The organism is Candidatus Hydrogenosomobacter endosymbioticus (genome assembly GCF_021654655.1).
Lineage (GTDB): Bacteria > Pseudomonadota > Alphaproteobacteria > Holosporales > GW7 > Hydrogenosomobacter > Hydrogenosomobacter endosymbioticus.
The window spans coordinates 790,287-810,231 of record NZ_AP025225.1 but is presented as its reverse complement, the minus strand read 5'-3'; the positions used below and the strand labels follow the sequence as shown (position 1 = coordinate 810,231).

Sequence of the window (19,945 nt, the reverse complement as noted above, 5' to 3'; positions counted from 1 at the left end):
AAAATTAAGTTATGTTCTATAAATTATAGATAATTATAATTAATTTTTATATAATTTTTTTGACAAAATAGCAAAAAGACCGGTTGCCACCATAACGCACATCAACGAAGAGACAAGCACGTCAACAAAACATAAGAAAAAACGGAATGGGCGATGCAGGGATTGAACCTACGACCCCCTCGGTGTAAACGAGGTGCTCTACCGCTGAGCTAATCGCCCCAAGACTCTGTCGATTCTACGACATGCAGAGCTTTGTTTCAAGACGAGAGGTCAGAACCAAGGCGCTCCTCTCTGCAAAATTACCTGCTGGTAGATGAAAAAAGTATCTGATCGAGTTGCTCAACCTTAACCTCTATTGATTCTCCAGTCTTTCTGTTCTTCACTTCCACGCAACGCCTAGCGTTTTTTTCAGGACCTATAATAATCTGGTATGGCATGCCCATGAGGTCTGCATCGGCAAATTTTATACCAGCGCTTTTTTTCCTGTCGTCATACAGTATGTCTCGCGAAGATAACAGTAACGAATGATATACCTCATCCCCCATCTTCACGCACTCTTCATTCACAGGTATTATCACAGCGAGAAATGGAGCCACACTTTCAGGCCAAATAATTCCCTTATCGTCATGAAATGCTTCAATGATGGCGCCTACAAGGCGTGATACGCCAATGCCATAGGACCCCATTTCCACAGGAACTCTTTCGCCACATTTAGATGTTACATAGGCATTGAGCGGTCCAGAGTATTTCGTTCCGAAATAAAAAATATGACCAACCTCTATTCCGCGCGAAACTATAAGCCTTTCTTTTTCTATTGGACAGCTTGAGCCGTCGTGCCGCTCTCCTGCCATAGCGTAAATTCCTTCATAATCTTCTATTGATGTGCATCCAAGTTTTTCATCAAGCGCAGAGTCGTAGTAAATCTCGCTTTCTCCGGTCTCAGCTAATATCTGAAACTCATGGCTTAAGTCGCCTCCGATAGGACCTGTGTTCGCCCTAACCGGTATAACCGAGAGCCCCATAGATGTAAAGGCCTTTATATATGCCTGAAAAAACATTTCATATGAACGAACTGCAGCATCTTTGGTAAGGTCGAATGAATAGGCATCTTTCATCAAAAACTCTCTCCCTCGCATGACCCCAAATCTAGGCCGCACCTCGTCTCTAAATTTCCACTGAATGTTATAGAGAATTTTTGGAAGGTCCTTATAGCTATGCACATGAGACCTAAAAACATATGTGAATACTTCCTCAGCCGTTGGGCCATATATTAGCTCTCGTCCTCCTCTGTCATCAAACCGGAGCATTTCTTTCCCATAGTCGTCATATCTCCCGCTCTCTATCCAAATATCGGCCGGCTGCAAAGTAGGAGCAAGCATCTCCAATGCACCTATCGAGTCGTGTTCGCGACGTATGATATCCTCTATTTTCTGCAATACCCGAAGTCCCAAAGGAAGCCACGCATATATTCCAGACGATATTTGCTGTATCATCCCAGATTTCAACATAAGTTTGTGGGATACGGCACAAGCCTCAGCCGGCAAATCTCTCAATGTTGGAACAAAATATTTGGATAAACGCATTGCAACCTCTATCGCTATCGCAATTAAATCAGCACATTATACACCCAACACATTAATTAGTGAAACAACAGAGCTCTAGCCCGCACAACCTCACAACCACAAGAGCTAGCAAATCAGTCTTGTATATATCTCCACTCTGATACTCTAGAAGTATGTAAAAGCAAGAAGCTGGTCTATCTTCCCGTTCATATCGCTACAAGTCTGGCCATAAAATGGTGGCAAAAGGTCGCCAGTTCTAAAATCGAAAAACAAAGGATTCTTCATAAGGGCCTTCAGTATATAGCGAAGACCAACGTAATCTCCAACGCTGCTTAGCCCCTGGCTTTCAAGACGTCTAGACACATCCTCATTTAAATTCATTTTATATGAGTTTAACGTTTGTGTGCACTTCTCTATATCTCCTCCCCTTCGAGGAGTCAAAAGATAAAGCACTGTACTAGTTGAGTACTGAGTCGCTTCATTAGCGAATATATACTGAAGAAGAGGAAGATCTCCAAGAAGAGGAACCTCACTGTTCGCGGTTTGTTGCGTACGCTGATACAGCCCTCCTACCATAACAGTCTGTCCAAACGCCGCCTTTACAGTCGTCATAGTCTTAGATTTACCAACTTTAAAACACTGACTGTCGAGAGATCGTCCTGGGTCTGGTTGAACCAACAAAATAGTCCCGGATATTGTTACATTCATAACAACTTTGTTTGTCGGAGTTATGTCTATCGGCGTAACCTCGACTTTCAATCCAACATCAACTTGCGACATGCCGCTGGAAAAATTACCTGACACCCCTCCAACCACTTGTTCTCCTGCCATAAAAGCAGCGGGCTTACCGAGCATGGTAGAAACCGACGGCCTTCCAAGAACTTCTATCGTGCGCCCACCAGCATTCGCTATATTTACGTTGTATTTTATGTCGTTTGCGCTAAGAGAACCATCTAAACTTCTTGATAGCGAACTATCGCTAACAATCCAATTTCTGCCCTCCCTATTGAACGTAAATGATTTCTTAAAGTCAAATGGAGTGAGGCTCAAAGACATCCCGTTCGCAATTGCATCCATTATATTCGTACCTTTGCTCGTAGACTTTGATTCGTCAACGCTGAGAATATAACACTCTATGATAATAGGTATGTGGGGCTCTGCATTTACTTTGTGTCCTTTGCGAGACGCATCTGCTGACTGCACATCTTCGTCTGCCTGCTTTTTTCCTTCCTCAATAGCTTGATCTATACTATTATCCGAATCGCCATAGTCTCCTTCACCTCCGCCAGAAGCCGCTTGCTGTACAACCGCATTGTCATGCGCTCTTTTCCAATCAGAAATTCTGTTGGACACATATTCAACATCGCTATGCAATCCTTTTGCAGACGCTTTATACGTATCGAAATGCCGCTTTGCCTTATCATCTTTTCCAGCAGAGGCAAGAATAACAGCGGCAGCGCGCTGTATCACAGGATCATCTTTAGCTATCGCCGCAGCCTTTTCTATACTTGCGGCAGCGACTGGAAGATCTTTCAAATAATAAGACGCGTATGCCAGCGAATACAATATCTTCGGGTCTTTAGGGCGCAGTATCGCAGCATCCGCTAGCACTCGCTGCGCATCGCTAAATTTGTTAACTCTTAGAAGGTGCTGGCCATATAGGTAAACTATATACCACTGTGACGGATCAATATTATACGCGGTCTGATACGCTACGCCAGCAAGCTCTATGTATGAGCTATCGCCCATTCTCGCCATCTCCTCGTAAATAAAACCATTCACTAAATGCAAGCAAGCATTAGTGGCGCAATTATTAAGCGCCAGGTTTACATATCTTGAAGCATCTTTAAGTTCTCCGTCTTTTATAAGATCTTTAACCTTTTGTATAGAAAAAAACTGTGGAAACGCATGCCTAGACGAATCTAAATAGGCCGCTAGCCCTTCCTTCGTCTTAGACTGCTGAACCGAGGACCCAACCTCAACGTCAGCCTGACAGCCCAGCAGCGCCAAAGAACAAATAGAGACCAAAAAGCCACTCCTGAGAGTCATAAAGCACAGCGCAACACCACACATGATAAGAGATTCTATGTCAATTACAACACACAATCAATGACCTATTAGCAACTTACTAGCTTTCTGTTCGCTAAAAATTCGTTATGGAAAAATTATACAGAATTTTTCTATTAAGCAAAAATTTGATTGTATTGACTTTTTTTACCTTATCTTATCTAGGAACTTTTCTATCTCTTTAAGTATTTGGCCAAAAATCTACCGGTATAGCTGTTGATGCACTTAGCAATGTCTTCTGGCGCTCCTTCCGCTACAACCCGCCCACCCAATTCTCCGCCTTCAGGGCCTATATCGATCACCCAATCAGCAGTTTTTATAACGTCTAAATTGTGTTCTATAACTATGACAGAACTTCCTTTATCCACAAACTTATGAAGAACTCCGAGAAGCATTCTTATATCTTCGAAATGGAGTCCTGTTGTTGGCTCGTCTAGGATATAAAGCGTTTTGTCTGTCGAACGCTTACAGAGTTCTTTTGAAAGTTTTACTCGCTGCGCTTCTCCTCCAGAAATTGTTGTAGCTCTTTGACCAACGGTGATATATCCAAGACCTACATCCACAAGAGTACGCAGTTTGTTTGCAACAGAAGGAACAGCGCTAAACAATTCTAATGCGTCAGTAACAGGCATGTTAAGAATATCTGCTATTGATTTTCCTCTATACCTAACCTCGAGAGTATCGCGACTATAGCGTAATCCCTTGCACGACTCACACACAACCTCTACGTCTGGCAAAAAGTGCATCTCTATTGTGCGCACGCCCTTTCCGTCGCATGATTCGCACCTACCGCCCTTTGTGTTAAACGAAAAGCGGCCAATGCCATATCCACGCGCCTTAGCCTCTGGAAGAGACGCAAACCACTCTCGTATCGGCGTGAATGCACCTATGTATGTTGCAGGGGTAGAGTGCGGGGTTCGTCCAATCGGCGTTTGGCTCACTTCTATTACGCTTTCTATAAACTCTGTTCCTTCTATGCTGTCGCACTTAACAACATTACGCATTTCATCGCATCTTCCGCTTTGCATTTTTTCTGCGAACATCTCTATTTTTCTGCGAGCTAGCATAGCTGCTTCTTCTGCGCTCTTCGCCCTCAGCGCCGCTGTTCTAAGCGCCTCTTTTTCTTCATGAGAAAAGCTTCCGGCTCTCTTTATAATTCCAAGCCCTCGATAAAGCGTGTCTATTACAAGAGAAGATTTTCCTCCACCAGAAACGCCTGTAACACAAACAAATTTACCCAAAGGAAATCCTATAGATAAATTTTTCAAATTGTTAAGTCTAGCGCCGAGCACGCGTATTTCTCGCCCACAGCCCTCGCGCCTTTTTTGCGGAATCTCTATAGATGCCTCCTTCCGTAAATACGCTCCTGTTAGGCTTTTCTCAGATATTTCTATGGCTGAAGGAGGGCCTTCTGCGACTACATTACCACCATAACCTCCAGCTCTTGGCCCCATATCTATAACGTGGTCTGCGCTCCTTATAGCGTCCTCATCGTGCTCCACAACGATCACCGTATTTCCTATATCTCGCAAACTTTTCAGAGTATTGATAAGTCTTTCGTTATCTCTTTGGTGAAGACCTATAGACGGCTCATCCAAAACATACAGAGTACCAGTTAATCCAGACCCTATTTGTGACGCAAGGCGTATACGCTGCCCCTCTCCTCCAGATAGAGTTCCTGATGAGCGACCAAGAGTCAAATATTCAAGCCCCACCCTGATCAAAAATTGAAGGCGCTCACGAATTTCTCTGAACAAACGCTCAGAAATACTTCGATTCTGCGCGCTCAATTTATTAAAGGCATCATCGCACCACGCAAAGGCTCTCTGTATAGACATATCGCACACATCGCCTATATGAAAACCAGAGATTTTCACGCATAAAGCTTCTGGTCGAAGCCGATACCCAGCACAACTCTCGCATTTCTCGTTTCTACAAGACGAGTCATCTTCTTCGTTGCTTTGTAGTTTCCCTCCAGAGTGAAAGAATAACATCCTAGAAACAGATGCCCCTCCCTCGAAACCAAGTCCGCCGCAGTCCCTGCACGCGCCGAAAGGACTGTTGAACGAAAACAATCGCGGCTCTATTTCTTCAATAGAAAAACCTGACTCAGGACAAGAAAATCTCGATGAAAATACGATGCGCTCTTCGCTGTTCACAAGCTCTATCTCGCAAACGCCATCTCCAACAATAAGCGCGCTCTCCAAGCTCTGCGACACTCTTACCCTAAAATCTTCCGTGTTTTCGAGCTCCAATCTGTCTATAACTACGAATATGTCGTGCTTTTTGTTTTTGTTAATAGGCTGCAGCTCGTCAATATTCAGAACAACTCCGTCTACTTTAACACGGCTATAACCCTGCTTCTTAAGGCTTGCTATTTCTTTATGAAACTCTCCCTTTTTCCCGCGAACAACAGGCGCCAGAATATAAAACCTTTCTCTTTCTCCTAATGCCATTATCTTGTCTACCATCTTGTCTTTAGTTTGCGCTTCTATCGGCAGACCAGTTACAGGAGAATATGGTGTACCTATCCTCGCAAACAGTACACGCAAATAATCGTATATCTCTGTTACTGTTCCAACTGTAGACCTTGGATTTTTAGACACTGTTTTCTGCTCTATCGATATTGCAGGAGAAAGCCCCGTGATGCTGTCAACATCTGGCTTCGGCATAAGCTCTAGAAATTGCCTAGCGTACGCTGAGAGGCTTTCAACATACCTTCGTTGCCCCTCAGCATATATCGTGTCAAAAGCAAGCGAAGACTTGCCGGATCCACTTAATCCTGTGATAACTATCAACTTATTCTTTGGCAATCGCACGGATATATTCTTTAAATTATGTTCCCGCGCACCAATAACCGATATTTCCTCTATCATAATTTTTTTATTAAATTTTCAATAAATTTTATAACTAGAGAATAATGGTATGCGCTACGCCTTCATATGCCAATAGCTTCTATTGCGTTTACCTATCAATAAAAACCGTAACACAAACCGATCTCGCATGTCGAAAGTTCCAACAAGCGTCTGCACACAATAACGCCACGCCGCTATGGATTTTGCAGGTCTCCTTCAAGCTATTGGCCGACTCGAGTTCTAATAATTCCTCCAGAACCACGCTCATCGGCCTGTTGTCATTGGGGCTGGTCTTACGGAGCGGCACGCAACAGCGTCTCATGATACAAAGATTGGCGAGAAGAAGTCATCTGCTTCTGCGCTAACCTTGCTTGATTAGATGAAAACGCTGCGCCATCTTGAATTGCCGACACATCTCCAACAAGAAAGAGAGGTCTGGGCCTGCTTTCACTTCCGCTTCCAGCAGTATCTCGCTGTCGGACAGCTCACTTTTTGGCGGTTTGTTTCTATTCACATTAAACTCATCGAACCTTTTATTCATGTTAACTCCAAGATCGTCGATTTTCGTATTCATCGCGTCTAGCTTAGCGTTCACTTTCTTAAAGCCAGCGTCCATTTTATTCCCAAGCTTATTAAAACCAATATCAACAGACACTATAAGCTTTTCTAGCAATTCATTTGAACTAGATTGTACGCTCAGAGTTGTTTCTTTAGTTTGATTTTTCGCTTTCTCCTTTTTGCTATCTTTCTCTGGATAAGATTTTTTATTTTCTTTTGCACCATTTTTCTTTCTGCGCAAATAGTCCAAGCCCCTATAGCGGAACCTTCAGAAAAACTCAAAGAAACCGCCATTAAGACAAAAACAACAGAAACTCTACTTATATTTTTCACCTCTCGCCCACGGAACTGCCAAGATTGCGCCCCCCGTTAGCAAAAAAAGCAATCAAAAATGTTTTTTAAAACAAATACATTTGCTAAAAAACTGTGTTATTTAAAAAATCACCTCACCTCCCACCTCCAATATTGATAGAGAAAATAAGCAACAAGCCGGCCAATTTTGCCTATTGACGAGAAAAATGCTATACTCAGCCTGGCGTTTTGTTCGCTAGCAATCAGCAGAAAGGGAAGTTGGATGGAAGAGCAACTGAAAAATATATCGGTACTACAAAGCGCATTTAGTCATTCTGATAGCGATGAGAGCATCGTTTCGTCGTTTATTCAGCACGCAAAACTAAAAGAAGCAAAAGTATGTCATTCCGTTGATCAGGCTTTTCATATGTTAAGAGAAAGCTATGACGCCTGTTTATTTCACGCGTCACAACACGCAAGGACATCTGGCATAGATTTTTGTATGACGTATCCGTATCTCGGGTTGACTATCCATAAGCATCGTATCGCCGCACCAGGAATTGGAATTGCGCCAGGAAGCAGCGGCAGAAGCGTTCACGAAAGCGGAATGTATGGGACAACAATAACAAAACCAGACTTGTTTGAAGCTATCTATAGAGGAAAATTTGAGGAAATTCTTTCAAACAAACGGTGCACAATCATAGTCGGCATAAGTTCGCGCCCTATATATCTTCCGTTTCTGAATGAAAAACCTTTCTTAGATGCAAAATTCAGCGAAAATTGCTTGTACGAGCTACCATACGTGTTCAAGCTGTCGGACATAAACGACGATATAGCTAACGGGCTTGGAGAGCAGGAAACGGCCGTAAAACCTTTGTCATTATTTGCAGCCGACAGAGTTGACTATTCCATGGGCAGGATCGCGCATTACTGCGGAATAGATGCTGAACATTTTCAAAAGTATATCTTGTTCACAAATTACTCTCACTGTTCCGACATCTTTTTTGAATACGCTAAAGAAAGCCTCCAGAATGGAAGCGAATATAGCGAGTGGGTGGATCCTGATAACTCTTTTAATGCTTCAAGCATAAAAAATTCTGAGAGAAAAACCGAAGTTGCTGATTCAGTGCAAATGCCGGCGTACCACCTTAAAAGAAAAGATGGGCATGGAATAAGCGTAATAAATATAAGAGTAGGCGCTAGCAACGCTAAAACCATCACAGACCATCTTGCCGTTTTGAGACCAGAATGCTGGGTTATGCTTGGGCATTGCGCAGGAATACTTCATGATCAACATCTTGGAGATTATGTGCTCGCCAGCGGATATGTGCGAAAGGACTTCGTTTTGGATAGCGATGTTCCGCTCGACGCCCCGATAGCCATGATACCAGAAGTACACAGCGCTCTTTTAGGCGCTATCAAAGAGGTATCCGGATACGACGATAATGATATGTCCAGCAAAGTAAAAACAGGCTCCGTTATGTCGACAGTAAACAGAAATTGGGAGCTTAGGGCTGGTGAATTTCATGAAATTTTTAGAAGAAGTCGCGTCGTCGCGGTAGACATGGAGTCTGCAACTATCGCCGCAAATGGTTTCAGATTTCGCATACCATACGGAGTATTGCTGAGCGTATCTGATAAGCCGCTTCATGGCGAGTTAAGAATGAAAGAAATGGCAAAGATGGTTTATAAACAGTGGACAGAGCAGCATCTGCGCATAGGCATAAACGCTATGGAGAAGCTTCGCCGGAAAAAATTTAGCACAGAAGGCTCTTACTCAAGGTCATTCTTGGAAGTTGGGGCTCCGCCGCTATGGTGAAACTATTGGTGCTGTTTCGGCGAAATACTGTCGCGGGATAAAGTTCTTTGGGAGGATATTGTGGGATTTGAGTGTGGTATTGTTGGGCTTCCCAACGCTGGAAAATCAACTTTGTTTAACGCTATAACCGCGACGTCCTTGGCGCAGACTGCTAGCTATCCTTTCTGTACAATAGACCCAAACAAAGGAAGCGTAAACGTCCCGGACAATAGACTCGAAATGCTAGCGCGACTCGCAGGCTCAAAAATCATAATCCCTTCTCAAATAAGGTTTGTTGATATCGCCGGCCTGGTGAAGGGAGCCAGCCAGGGAGAAGGTCTTGGCAATCAGTTTTTGGGACACATACGAGAAGTAGATGTTATTGTTCACGTCGTACGATGTTTTGAAGAAAACGTCGAGCAGCCCGCAGACCCTGTATCAGACGTAAATGTGATAGAGACAGAACTACTTCTTGCCGATCTTCAAAGCATAGAAAAGCAGCTCGCAAACAAAAAGAAAAAGCGCGGCGAAGATCCAGAGATGATCGCTCTAATGGAGAAAACTGCAGCTATGCTTGCAGATGGAAAGATCTTACGGAGAGAAAAATTCTCTCCAGAAGAAGCATCTTTAATGAAGCAGCTTCACCTTTTGACCATAAAACCAGCTATGTACGTAGGAAATGTCCCGGAAAATGATGCCTCCGCTCCAAAAAATAATAAATTCGCACAAAAATTAGATGAGTTTCTCAGAGATAGAGGGGAAAAAAGCGAGTATGTATGCGCTCAATTCGAGGCCGAATCAGCTGTGTTAGACTATGAAAGCAGGAAGGAATTTTTGCAAAGCATCGGGCTTAATGATACAAAGATGTCCTCACTAATAAGGTTGGGGTATGAATTACTAAACTTGCGAACATTTTTCACTATTGGTCCGAAAGAAGCTCACGCATGGACAATAAAAGCAGGAGATAATGCAGCAGAGGCCGCTGGAGCGATCCACTCAGACTTTCAGCGCGGGTTCATAAGCGCTGAGGTAATTTCGTATGAAGACTATGAAAAACATAAAACTCATGCGGAAATAAAAGCTGCAGGAAAGCTCCGTACAGAAAGCCGCGACTATATAGTGCAAGATGGCGATGTAATTTTGTTTAGGTTCAATGTATAAACACCCACCCGACCAAGCTGTGCCTACCACATTCTGTCTTCGCATCCGCTTAGAATTCTGCGAATGTTTTGACGGTGTGTGTAAATAACCAATATAAAAATTGCCAACGACACAGCATTGTTAACATCAGATTTATTTAAAACAACTGAAATAAGGGAAACAGCTGATATCGATACTATAGCAGAAACCGAAGAGTATCTAGATACGAAAAACACTACTACCCATATCGAAACCCCAGCTATAAACAAAACAGGATTTACAGCAGCAGTCACACCAAAAACAGTTGCCACACCTTTTCCTCCTTTGAATTTGATAAATACAGAAAATACATGTCCTATGACGCTAGCCATACCAGCAGACAAACAGATATCATTCTGTACATCTGCTGGAAAATTTGAAAATAGCACTCGAGCAAGATACACACAAACAAACCCCTTAAAAAAATCGCACAGCAACACTGCTAGCGCTGCTTTTTTTCCGGCAAGACGCAACACGTTAGTCGCTCCGATATTTCCAGAGCCCATTTTCCTAGGATCACCATAGTTTGCCACCTTGGAAACCAATATCCCAAATGGGACGCTCCCAAACACATAGCAAAAACCTAAATACAAAAACGCGTAAACCATATAAGAAATCATTTATCTAAACGCCAATATATGCTGCCACGACTGATACTTCCACATTAATGCTCTAAACGCAACGCTTTCTAGCCCAGTACAAAGGCATGTGCTATTATGTATGCCCAATACACATGCTCTATATGTATAATGTCAAAACACCGTTTTAAGGTTGATAAGTTGATAAGAGATAAGATGCCAGAAATAATGCGCGCTCGCGGAATGGTTTTATGCGAACGGTCTATGGACGCGGAAGAATATTATAAAAGGCTAAAGGAAAAGCTGCTAGAAGAAGCTGCTGAAGTGTGTTCCGCAATCGACAAAAAGGAAATTATTATAGAACTAGCAGATCTTTTAGAGGTAATGCTCGCGATAGCTAAAGTAAACGATATGAACTTAGAAGATATTATGATGGCCGCAGACAATAAAAAAAAAGAAAATGGAGGGTTTGATCGTAGAATATATAATGAATTTGTCGAAATAGAGTCAAATAATCAAAATATAGAATACTATAAAGCCCGAAAGGACAAATATCCAGAAATAGATTTATAATAACCAGCTCCTCCGCTCTCTACATAAAATTTGCAAAATATGTTATAAGTTTCGTGGGCGTCGTGGACGCGTGCAGTACTTAATTGGTCAGGTTCGGAAGAAAGCAGCCAGAGCATTTGTTTGCGGGTCGTGGCGCCCAGTTAGGCTCATACTGGTGTGCCGAAGGTTTCACACCGAAATACACACCGCGAGGAGCAAAAAGTAAAAAAGATGGATACAGCTTTATTTCCAGACAACAACTCTGACAGAGGTCGTTACCTTGTTTTAGCAAGAAAATATAGGCCAAGATTTTTTCGCGATATTGTGGGGCAAGATGTGTTTGCAAAAATTATACAAAATGCTATTCGCTCCTCTAGAGTTGCTCATGGATTTCTTCTGATAGGCATGCGCGGCATAGGAAAGACCACTATGGCTCGCCTAATAGCAAAAGCAATAAACTGCGAAAAACTGCTAGACATAGCATCGAATACGGTCGAGGAACAAGAAATAGAGCCTTGCGCTAAATGTGCATCTTGCTTAGCTTTCGAAAAGGACCGCCACCTGGACGTGATCGAAATTGACGCAGCAAGCAACACTGGCGTTGATGATATGCGCCAGATAATAGAGTCCTGCTCATACAGTCCCGTGTGCGGAAAATACAAGGTATACATTATCGATGAAGTACATATGCTTTCAAAAAGCGCTTTTAATGCTCTTTTGAAGACTCTAGAAGAGCCCCCGCATCATGTGAAATTTATATTAGCAACTACAGAGGAAAATAAAGTTCCAAACACGATTTCTTCCAGATGCCTAAAATTTCACTTACGAAGAATAGACGTGGCGTTGCTAGAGAAATTCATTATCTCTGTGTGCGAAATTGAAGGCATAAAAATAGACTCCACTGCAGCACGAGAAATAGCAATTAAATCTGAAGGGTCTATGCGAGATGCTTTGTCAATACTGGAGCAGGCTATTTTGCTGTCAAGTAACAATTATATATCCGACCAAACTCTTTATCGGATGTTTGGTGGAGTAAAATCAGACGACATCATGCCTCTAGTAGCTTCTATTTTCTCTAAAAACGCAGCAGAAGCCATATCTATCGTTCGGAAGCTATATTCAACAGGAGCAGACCCTAGGTCCATACTAAGTGAGCTTATGACCGCGATACACGCCCTCAGCGTATCGCTTGTAACAGGCTCACCAGAACTGGGAGACTACATCGAGCAAGCGCGAGAATTTGGAATAGCAAATCTAGCTCGCATATGGAAACTCGCGACTAACGGACCTTCTGAACTATCCTCATCGCTGCCATCGATAGCGCTGGAAATGATGGTTATGAGAATGGCGTATATAGGACATTTTCCATCTCCGGAAGCGATACTAAAGCAGTTGGCCGGCTGGGAAGCAAAGCCGCCTTCAACGCCAGCTGCCACGCCATGCGCGCGCGCTCAACCTGATCGAAGTTACGAATTGTCTGGAGAGCTGTCTAAAAAAGCCTCAGAGCTTTTCGGGAGCGATGCTATTCACGCGATCGATTAGCTATATAGCCACGCTCCATAACCAGAGCTTCCGCAACAGCTTGACCATGGAAAGATGACAGAAACCCAGGCCGTGGGCGTTTCAACGAAGCTCATCGCAAGTAGCACGCGAGAACGACTATCAGATTCTTCCCTCATCAAAAAACCCCATATCGAAAGCGCGCCTCAGCAAAAACGCGCATTTTTATCCATCTATGCATCCTCTGCCAATAATAACAACATTACTTATGGAGAGCCCCAGATTGGTTGAGCCCCCATTGATTCGCTCTATCGTCTGGAATTCCGCCTTTTTTATACATCATTTTTATTTGCTCTTGTTGCAAATTTTGAATCTGCTCTATTCTGTCGATTTGTCCGCGTATTTCAGCGGTTTGATTTTGAAGGTCCGCCCTCACTTGCACAAGCTGATGCTGAATATCGCCGCGCACGCCATCCGCCAAGTTCCTCACTTCCTGAAGCTGCCTCGACTGAACCTCAAAGCGTTGCTGCAACTGCTGAATATCCACACGCGAGCCATCCGCCAAGTTCCTCGCTTCCTGAACTTGCTTCGACTGATCCTCAAAGCGTTGCTGCAGCCGCTGAAGATCGCCGCTCATGTTCTTTACCAAATTCTGAACGTTTTTAACAGCCTCTTTCTGCTCGCTGACATTTTTATTTATCGCGGCTATTTGATCCCGTAAACTCTGCGCCGCCACACATGCATCGTTTGCTTTATCCTGAGCAGCTTTATTGACAGCTTTTTGCGCCTTAAGCTCATCAGTTTGCTTTTTCATTTCACTTCGAAGATTTGTCGTTTCATCTTTAACCTGCAGCCCGAGCTTCACAGATTCGCTCTGAGAATTCCCGAGCTCATCAATCTTCTTAGCCAACCCAGCGCGAAGCTCATTTATGCCCCCCATCATTTTCTGTTGAAATTCTCCCTGACGCTCTAGCTGACCATTTTCCCATAGCTTCATTTTCTGCGCCGAATTGCCCCTGGATTTAAGATCTTTTATTTCAGATTTGAGACTGTTTATATCCATCACGCATTCGATGCACACGCGCTGTAGCCACTCTAATTTATCCTCCTGAACGCTATTATCTTTGTCTTTACGCATTTGCTGTGTAAAAGTAGCTTTTCCTTTCTGATCGCTATAAAACGTCTTAGACAAATCGGCTCCAGTCAAATTTTTTTGCTTTAAAACTTTGAGCGGAGATTCAGTCGCAACTTTCTTCATACCTTTTTGGTCGCTGTAAGACGTTTTAGGCCTCTCGGCCTCAATCAATCCCTTTTGCTTTAAGTCTTCCGTCCCAAGCCTAACCGCAAGCGACATCATGTTTTCGGCAAGCCGTCCATTCCGCATTTCATACTCAAAATTTTGAATAGCTTTTTCTGATTCCTCTCCAATGTATCGAATGTCAATCTTAAAATGCCTAGGCTTAAGCTTAAAATCATCCAAGTTGAATGCGCCAGCAGCTAACTCGCGATAGAATACGTCAGAAAGATAACTTATGGCGATGTGAAATTCGTCGTTTTTACCTCTACGACCTGATTCTCGTTCAAAAGCAATCTTCACAAACTGCTCAAAAACCATATTCACATCCTGTTTAGGACCTGCAACACCGTCTTCTGCACCAATAAACAAAACTCCAAAAAGCGCCAACGCTACCGATTTTTTAATCACGTTCATATCAGTTTCCCTCCCTATCATCGAAAACACGCCTCAGAAAAAACGCACTTTTTTATCATATCGCCACACAATACAACCACAAAAACAAGAATTATTCTATATAAAACAGCATCATACAACAGTATCAGCGCAAATTATTCATTCCAAACTGAACCATCTGTTCATCGGAACCCATTTCTTTAAGTTAATCTCGCTCAACATAAATCTCTTGAGCTAATTTCATATCACTAACACAGCCATCAAGAGGATCCTCCATTTTTAAAATCGTATATGTTGGAGTTCCTCTGGTATAACAGCTTTACCATGTCATACTGCTCCTGCAATTTTTTACTTGACTGTTAGATGAATGATTTCTGACGCCTAACAGCAATTTTTGCTATATAGATTTTATATGCAGTCTCAACATTTTATATCAAACTTACAACGACATAGACAAAATTACTTTTGTTGATTATATTGATTAGTACTGGGGTTTTTGTATTGGCGGCCGCTTTCTTCTTTTTATAGCCGGTTGCTTGTGTCTCTGGAGACAGATATGGTGAGCAACAAGACCTGGTGGGGAAGGTTCAAAAAAAATCTTGACCCAGTTGCAGCAAAAATAAACTCGTCATTATTGACAGACTACATACTTCACAGGTATGAGCTAGCCGTCTCTGTCGCTCATTTAAAAGTTCTGTCCTGTCGAGGAATAATAAATAAACAAGAAGAGCAAAAGATAATAACCGCCCTTAAAGACATCTCTGATGAAATAGATGCAAATAAGCACGAGCTTGATGACATAGAATTTGAAGATATCCATCTTTTCATAGAGCACCTTCTTATAGAGAAACTTGGAGATATAGGGAAAGGGCTCCGCTCAGGCAGGAGCAGAAATGAACAAATATCTTGCAACATGCGGATGTATCTTATAGAAAAATCTCAAGAATTGTCTCTCACGCTAAATGCGCTAATTGCAGTTTTATCCAATCTATCCGATACCCATAAAAATGTCTCTATGCCTAGCTATACCCATCTACAGCAAGCACAACCAATCGCTCTAAGCTCTTACTTCATGGCCTACGTCGGCATGTTAACGAGAGATCTAAGCCGCGTTGCATCTTGGAAAGAGCGCGCAAATTTCTGCCCATACGGAGCTGGTGCTATTTCTGGCAGCTTGCTATCGCTAGACCGAGAGTTTGTCGCAAAAGAGCTTGGGTTCGCTGGAATAATAGAAAACACTATAGATGCCATAAGCGATAGGGATTTCATTATAGAGTGGTGTTTTGTTTGCAGCACAATAATGGTACACATGTCTCGCCTGTGTGAAGACATGATTTTATGGCAAACGTCTGAGTTCGGGTTCATCAGCATAGACGACAGCTTCTGCAGCGGATCTGCATTCATGCCAAATAAAAAAAACCCTGTTGTATTCGAAGTAGTTCGAGGGAAAAGTGGCCGCGTATTCGGCTCTCTAATGGAAATTCTAACAATAATGAAAGCAATGCCAATGGCATACAATAAGGACATGCAGGAAGACAAAGGCGCTATGTTTAACGCAACAAACACAACTATTTCTAGCGTTAACGCAATTACTTTTCTTCTAAAAAACGTGAAATTTAATACAAAACTGATGGAAGAAAAAGCAACCTCGGGGTTCATAGAAGCCGGAGGTATTGTTGAAGGGCTCGTTCTTAAAGGAGTTCCATTTAGAGACGCTCAGCATATAGTAGGCCTCTGGATATCTCAGGCAGCTGAAAAAAACGGCACTATAAAAGACGTCATGATAGAGCGAGCCGTACAAAAGGGCTGCAGGCTAGATGAACTTGGACTTATTGAGCTTTCAGAGCTATTAGCGAAAAGGGACAGCGACGAAAACTGATCATTGACAACCGGCTACCCACGCCAGGAGACATACGCATAAACCAAGCAAGTCCATAAAACACCACAGATATACTCTCGGCCTTTTGCACTAGAACAGATTCAAACGCCGCTTTTCCCTCTCTCGCAACACCCTTTTTCTTTAATGAAGTCGACTCCAATAGCAACAGCAGCCGGACAAATCGAATGGCCCACGTTTTCGATAGGACAAAAGTTTATACTAAGTCGTTCAGACTTCATCAATTCCGCACATTTTTCTGCTTCATAAAACGAAACTACCTTGTCTTCTATACCATGACACCATAAAACAGGAGGACAATATCTGGGCTCTCCAAAAACCAAGCTATAAAAACCAGAATAATTTATGATTCCGTCCACTTTAATTTTATGCAACCCAAGGTGGCAAGCAACCGCGCCCCCCTGAGAAAAACCACCAACAAAAAGCTTTCCTTTAAACCCTTTTAAAATGTCTTTCATCTCGTTTGCAATAACTTCGCAAGACTCATCCAGAGCTTTCCAGATTCCAGCATCTCTATCCCCAGAAAAAAAATCCGCAAACTTAAGGGAAAACCATTGTCTTGCGCACGGGTATTCTTCGCATGGAGCGATCCCATCCGGCATACAAATTCTCGCCGACTTTATCTCACCAGAGAACGATTCCGCAACAGGCAAAAGGTCTCTTCCACTAGCACCATAACCATGAAACAAAAACACCACAGCGCCCGGCCCATCACTCGCGTTCATAGCTCCTTGCGGCCCTATGCAAAAACTTACCAAGCTGCTCATAAAAACATTCTGCTAAAAGTGTCCTACACAGCATATCAGATCTGCTATAGTCCGTAAAATGCTTTTAAACAACTAAACTATATGAATAACACGAGCGAGCGCAGCCAGGATGACCAAAACGCTAGATGGATTAAAGGAACTTTTTACAAATTTTCGCAAATTGCCATCTCGCCGCTCAGCCTCTACGCTATTTGCATTCATCAATCTATCTCAAAAACTCGCCTTCAGCGCCCCTCATTGTTATAACAAAAAACCTATAGCTTGATTTGTGCGCAGATTTTATTTAGAAATAAGGTCATAGTGTACGTTGTATGATAGGTTGGTTGTTGTGGCGGTTCCAAAGAAGAAAACGAGTCCCTCTCGCATGAGAATGAGACGGTCTCATGATAGGGCTATGCATAGGTCTGTCCAAATGTGTAATGATTGCGGCGCAGTGAAGCTTCCGCACAGTTTTTGCTCTTCGTGTGGAAAATATAAAGGCAGGGTTGTTATTAACATCAAAGTAGCTAAAGAGGCTGAGGAGTCTTAACAACTGTGCCAATAGTTGCTGTTGATGGCATGGGAGGAGATCGCGCGCCCGGTGTAGTTGTTCGCGGAATGGCTATTTTTTCTGAAAGACTGCCCGAGTTTTCGTTTGTGCTGTTTGGAGACGAAAGAGAACTTTCTCGTTTGGTAAATGCCGAGCCTCCATCTTTGCGCGACCGGGTCTGTATTATTCATACAGACCAAGTCGTTTCCACTGGTGAAAAGCCAAGCAGGGCTGTTCGAGGAATGGCCAGATCCAGCATGCGTCTAGCGCTTGAGGCTGTAGTGGAAGGAGCAGCAGATGGTGTGATATCGGCAGGCAACACAGGAGCTTATATGGCTCTTTCGAAAGTAATGTTAAAAACGTTACCAGGTATAGCAAGACCAGCTATAGCAAGCCAAATCCCCACAGAACGCGGCGAAAGCATAATGCTTGACCTTGGAGGAAGCTTGTCGTGCACATCAAAAAATCTTGTTGATTTCGCTGTTATGGGGTCTGTTTTCGCAAAACATGTGCTCGGTGTAGACAATCCTTCTGTCGGATTGCTTAATGTTGGGTCTGAAGAAACAAAAGGCGACGGCGTACTCCAGGAAGCTGCTTCTATCATAAAATCTAGAAACGTAAATTTTTACGGATTTATAGAGGGAGACGACATCTCCAGCGGCGTTGTCGACGTCATGGTAACAGACGGCTTTACAGGAAACATCGCTCTAAAAACCGGAGAAGGAGTTATGAAGCTGTTAATGAACTCCCTGAAAAAATCTTTATCAAGCTCCACAAGAGGCAGGCTTGCCATGATGCTGGCGAAACCGCTTCTGTTGGAGATGACAAAATACTTCGACCCTAGATCGTATAATGGAGCTTTATGGCTTGGACTCAACGGTATAGCAGTAAAAAGTCACGGCGGCGCAGATGAAAGAGGCTTTGCTTACGCCCTAGAAATGATCGCAGACATGATCTCCGCAGATATCAACAATAAAATATTAAAGGAAGTCTCAGAAGATAAGGTTATAAAGACGACAGAACCATGAAATACCCTGTCACAGCTATTGGTTAACTTGCCGGAATTGTATATCATTGTATAGTTAGTGAACTCGGTATGAGAAAGAATATTTCTAAAAAAGTTATCGCCGCCGTATTTGGGGTATGCGCTTTGTCTATAGCGGTGTCTGTGGTTTTAGTAAGAAGAAATCGCGGTAACAGAGTTAACATTGTTTCTGAGCCCATTTCTCACTGTCAGCATGGTGTTCCGGCGAATTTGGATTGCAATGCGCAAAGTAAAAAACTCACCATTGGCGCACTTGGACGAATAGAGCCTAAGTCTCGTGTAATAAGGGTATCTCACAACATGGGACAAGTTGCTCGCGTACAAGATATACACGTTTCAGAAGGAGCGGCTATTAAAAAAGGACAGCTTATTGCTGTCTTCAAGGATTATGACGTAGAAAAAGCCCTAGCGGCGTCCGCAGAAGCAAATGTTCGAGCCCTTAAATCTCGCCTAGTAGCGGAAAAAAATGAAAAAGAATTTGCAGAAAAAGAAGCAAAAAGACATGAGGCTATGTTCGCAGCAAAAGCTACATCTCAATCAAAAAAAGATGAAGCTGACAAAAATTTGAAGAAGGCATTGGCAACGGTTAAAAAGACAGAAGCAGAAATAGAGTCTGCTGAAGCCGCAGCTAATCTGGAAAAAGTAAAGCTTGAACAGTGCGTTCTTAGGGCTCCGATTGATGGGACTATATTGAGAATCAACACTCGTCCTGGAGAGAAAGTTGGAGAAGAAGGGGTCGTGGAGATGGCAGACCTCAGCGAGATAGAAGTTGTAGCAGACGTGTATGAACATGATATAGGAAGGATACGAGTCGGAGGCGCGGCGGAGATTCTTATATCTGGCGTACAAACCCCTATCATTGGAAAAGTTATAGCGATTGGGTTTCAAGTCGGCAAAAGTTCTTTACGGGATACTGGCCCAGACGCAGACCAAGATGTTAGAACAATAGAAGTTAGGATCGACCTTCCAAAGCAACAAAACAGCAGCCGCTTACAGCATGGAATAGGAATGCAAGTTAATGTGCGCTTCGTAAACGATAGCAGACAAGCTAAGGCTAGCCCTGAAGGATAAACGCGA

The 19,945-nt window shown here is 43.0% G+C and carries 15 protein-coding genes, 1 tRNA gene and 1 other RNA gene; 9 read left to right on the top strand and 8 right to left on the bottom strand.

The annotated features are described in order from the left end of the window. Positions 1–147: 147 nt before the first annotated feature. From HYD_RS03710 to HYD_RS03690, 5 genes are all read right to left on the bottom strand, one after another. A tRNA-Val gene (locus HYD_RS03710) sits at positions 148–219 on the bottom strand. 80 nt (positions 220–299) lie between these two features. Continuing rightward, a complete protein-coding gene (proS, locus tag HYD_RS03705; protein ID WP_236865037.1) occupies positions 300–1,583 on the bottom strand; it encodes a proline--tRNA ligase in 1,284 nt (427 codons plus the stop codon). A gap of 144 nt (positions 1,584–1,727) precedes the next feature. Then, the gene (locus HYD_RS03700) at positions 1,728–3,635 is read right to left on the bottom strand and encodes a hypothetical protein (RefSeq protein ID WP_236865035.1); all 1,908 of its coding nucleotides are present in this window, start codon (positions 3,633–3,635) and stop codon (positions 1,728–1,730) included. A gap of 167 nt (positions 3,636–3,802) precedes the next feature. After that, positions 3,803–6,505: an excinuclease ABC subunit UvrA gene (locus HYD_RS03695; protein ID WP_236865033.1), complete on the bottom strand. Its 2,703-nt coding sequence runs from the start codon at positions 6,503–6,505 to the stop codon at positions 3,803–3,805. A 340-nt stretch (positions 6,506–6,845) separates the two neighbouring features. Beyond that, positions 6,846–7,283 (bottom strand): hypothetical protein, encoded by a 438-nt coding sequence (locus tag HYD_RS03690; RefSeq protein WP_236865031.1) that lies wholly within the window; start codon positions 7,281–7,283, stop codon positions 6,846–6,848. A gap of 258 nt (positions 7,284–7,541) precedes the next feature. On the opposite strand from HYD_RS03690, the gene HYD_RS03685 reads away from it, so the two are divergent. Beyond that, on the top strand, positions 7,542–9,152 hold the full coding sequence (locus HYD_RS03685; protein ID WP_236865029.1) for an AMP nucleosidase: 1,611 nt from the start codon (positions 7,542–7,544) through the stop codon (positions 9,150–9,152). A gap of 60 nt (positions 9,153–9,212) precedes the next feature. Beyond that, a complete protein-coding gene (gene ychF, locus HYD_RS03680; RefSeq protein ID WP_236865027.1) occupies positions 9,213–10,292 on the top strand; it encodes a redox-regulated ATPase YchF in 1,080 nt (359 codons plus the stop codon). Positions 10,293–10,315: 23 nt separating this feature from the next. Here the strand turns inward: ychF and plsY are convergent, their stop codons facing one another. Next, on the bottom strand, positions 10,316–10,930 hold the full coding sequence (gene plsY / locus HYD_RS03675) for a glycerol-3-phosphate 1-O-acyltransferase PlsY (RefSeq protein WP_236865017.1): 615 nt from the start codon (positions 10,928–10,930) through the stop codon (positions 10,316–10,318). A 129-nt stretch (positions 10,931–11,059) separates the two neighbouring features. On the opposite strand from plsY, the gene HYD_RS03670 reads away from it, so the two are divergent. The 3 genes from HYD_RS03670 (at position 11,060) to dnaX (ending at position 12,982) form a co-directional block, all read left to right on the top strand. Next, the gene (locus tag HYD_RS03670) at positions 11,060–11,461 is read left to right on the top strand and encodes a nucleoside triphosphate pyrophosphohydrolase (RefSeq protein ID WP_236865013.1); all 402 of its coding nucleotides are present in this window, start codon (positions 11,060–11,062) and stop codon (positions 11,459–11,461) included. 51 nt (positions 11,462–11,512) lie between these two features. After that, positions 11,513–11,606: signal recognition particle sRNA small type (ffs, locus tag HYD_RS03665), an RNA gene on the top strand. Positions 11,607–11,671: 65 nt separating this feature from the next. Continuing rightward, positions 11,672–12,982, top strand: a complete 1,311-nt coding sequence (gene dnaX, locus HYD_RS03660) for a DNA polymerase III subunit gamma/tau (RefSeq protein WP_236865011.1) — start codon at positions 11,672–11,674, stop codon at positions 12,980–12,982. Between the two features lie 220 nt (positions 12,983–13,202). Here the strand turns inward: dnaX and HYD_RS03655 are convergent, their stop codons facing one another. Next, positions 13,203–14,651, bottom strand: a complete 1,449-nt coding sequence (locus tag HYD_RS03655; RefSeq protein ID WP_236865009.1) for a coiled-coil domain-containing protein — start codon at positions 14,649–14,651, stop codon at positions 13,203–13,205. 535 nt (positions 14,652–15,186) lie between these two features. Between HYD_RS03655 and argH the strand changes: the two genes are divergently transcribed. After that, positions 15,187–16,509, top strand: coding sequence for an argininosuccinate lyase (gene argH, locus HYD_RS03650; RefSeq protein ID WP_236865007.1), 1,323 nt, complete (start codon positions 15,187–15,189; stop codon positions 16,507–16,509). A gap of 101 nt (positions 16,510–16,610) precedes the next feature. Here the strand turns inward: argH and HYD_RS03645 are convergent, their stop codons facing one another. After that, on the bottom strand, positions 16,611–17,252 hold the full coding sequence (locus HYD_RS03645) for an alpha/beta hydrolase (RefSeq protein WP_236865005.1): 642 nt from the start codon (positions 17,250–17,252) through the stop codon (positions 16,611–16,613). Positions 17,253–17,622: 370 nt separating this feature from the next. Between HYD_RS03645 and rpmF the strand changes: the two genes are divergently transcribed. From rpmF to HYD_RS03630, 3 genes are all read left to right on the top strand, one after another. Beyond that, positions 17,623–17,823: a 50S ribosomal protein L32 gene (rpmF, locus tag HYD_RS03640; protein ID WP_236865003.1), complete on the top strand. Its 201-nt coding sequence runs from the start codon at positions 17,623–17,625 to the stop codon at positions 17,821–17,823. Positions 17,824–17,828: 5 nt separating this feature from the next. Next, on the top strand, positions 17,829–18,851 hold the full coding sequence (gene plsX / locus HYD_RS03635; protein WP_236865001.1) for a phosphate acyltransferase PlsX: 1,023 nt from the start codon (positions 17,829–17,831) through the stop codon (positions 18,849–18,851). Positions 18,852–18,919: 68 nt separating this feature from the next. Continuing rightward, positions 18,920–19,939, top strand: coding sequence for an efflux RND transporter periplasmic adaptor subunit (locus HYD_RS03630; protein WP_236864998.1), 1,020 nt, complete (start codon positions 18,920–18,922; stop codon positions 19,937–19,939). Positions 19,940–19,945: the final 6 nt, after the last annotated feature.

Bases quoted from the DNA above. Each gene is read 5' to 3' on its own strand.
- proS (WP_236865037.1), bottom strand. From the start codon at position 1,583: ATGCGTTTATCCAAATATTTTGTTCCAACATTGAGAGATTTGCCGGCT.
- HYD_RS03700 (WP_236865035.1), bottom strand. From the start codon at position 3,635: ATGTGTGGTGTTGCGCTGTGCTTTATGACTCTCAGGAGTGGCTTTTTG.
- HYD_RS03695 (WP_236865033.1), bottom strand. From the start codon at position 6,505: ATGATAGAGGAAATATCGGTTATTGGTGCGCGGGAACATAATTTAAAG.
- plsY (WP_236865017.1), bottom strand. From the start codon at position 10,930: ATGATTTCTTATATGGTTTACGCGTTTTTGTATTTAGGTTTTTGCTAT.
- HYD_RS03670 (WP_236865013.1), top strand. From the start codon at position 11,060: ATGTCAAAACACCGTTTTAAGGTTGATAAGTTGATAAGAGATAAGATG.
- dnaX (WP_236865011.1), top strand. From the start codon at position 11,672: ATGGATACAGCTTTATTTCCAGACAACAACTCTGACAGAGGTCGTTAC.
- HYD_RS03655 (WP_236865009.1), bottom strand. From the start codon at position 14,651: ATGAACGTGATTAAAAAATCGGTAGCGTTGGCGCTTTTTGGAGTTTTG.
- argH (WP_236865007.1), top strand. From the start codon at position 15,187: ATGGTGAGCAACAAGACCTGGTGGGGAAGGTTCAAAAAAAATCTTGAC.
- HYD_RS03645 (WP_236865005.1), bottom strand. From the start codon at position 17,252: ATGAACGCGAGTGATGGGCCGGGCGCTGTGGTGTTTTTGTTTCATGGT.
- HYD_RS03630 (WP_236864998.1), top strand. From the start codon at position 18,920: ATGAGAAAGAATATTTCTAAAAAAGTTATCGCCGCCGTATTTGGGGTA.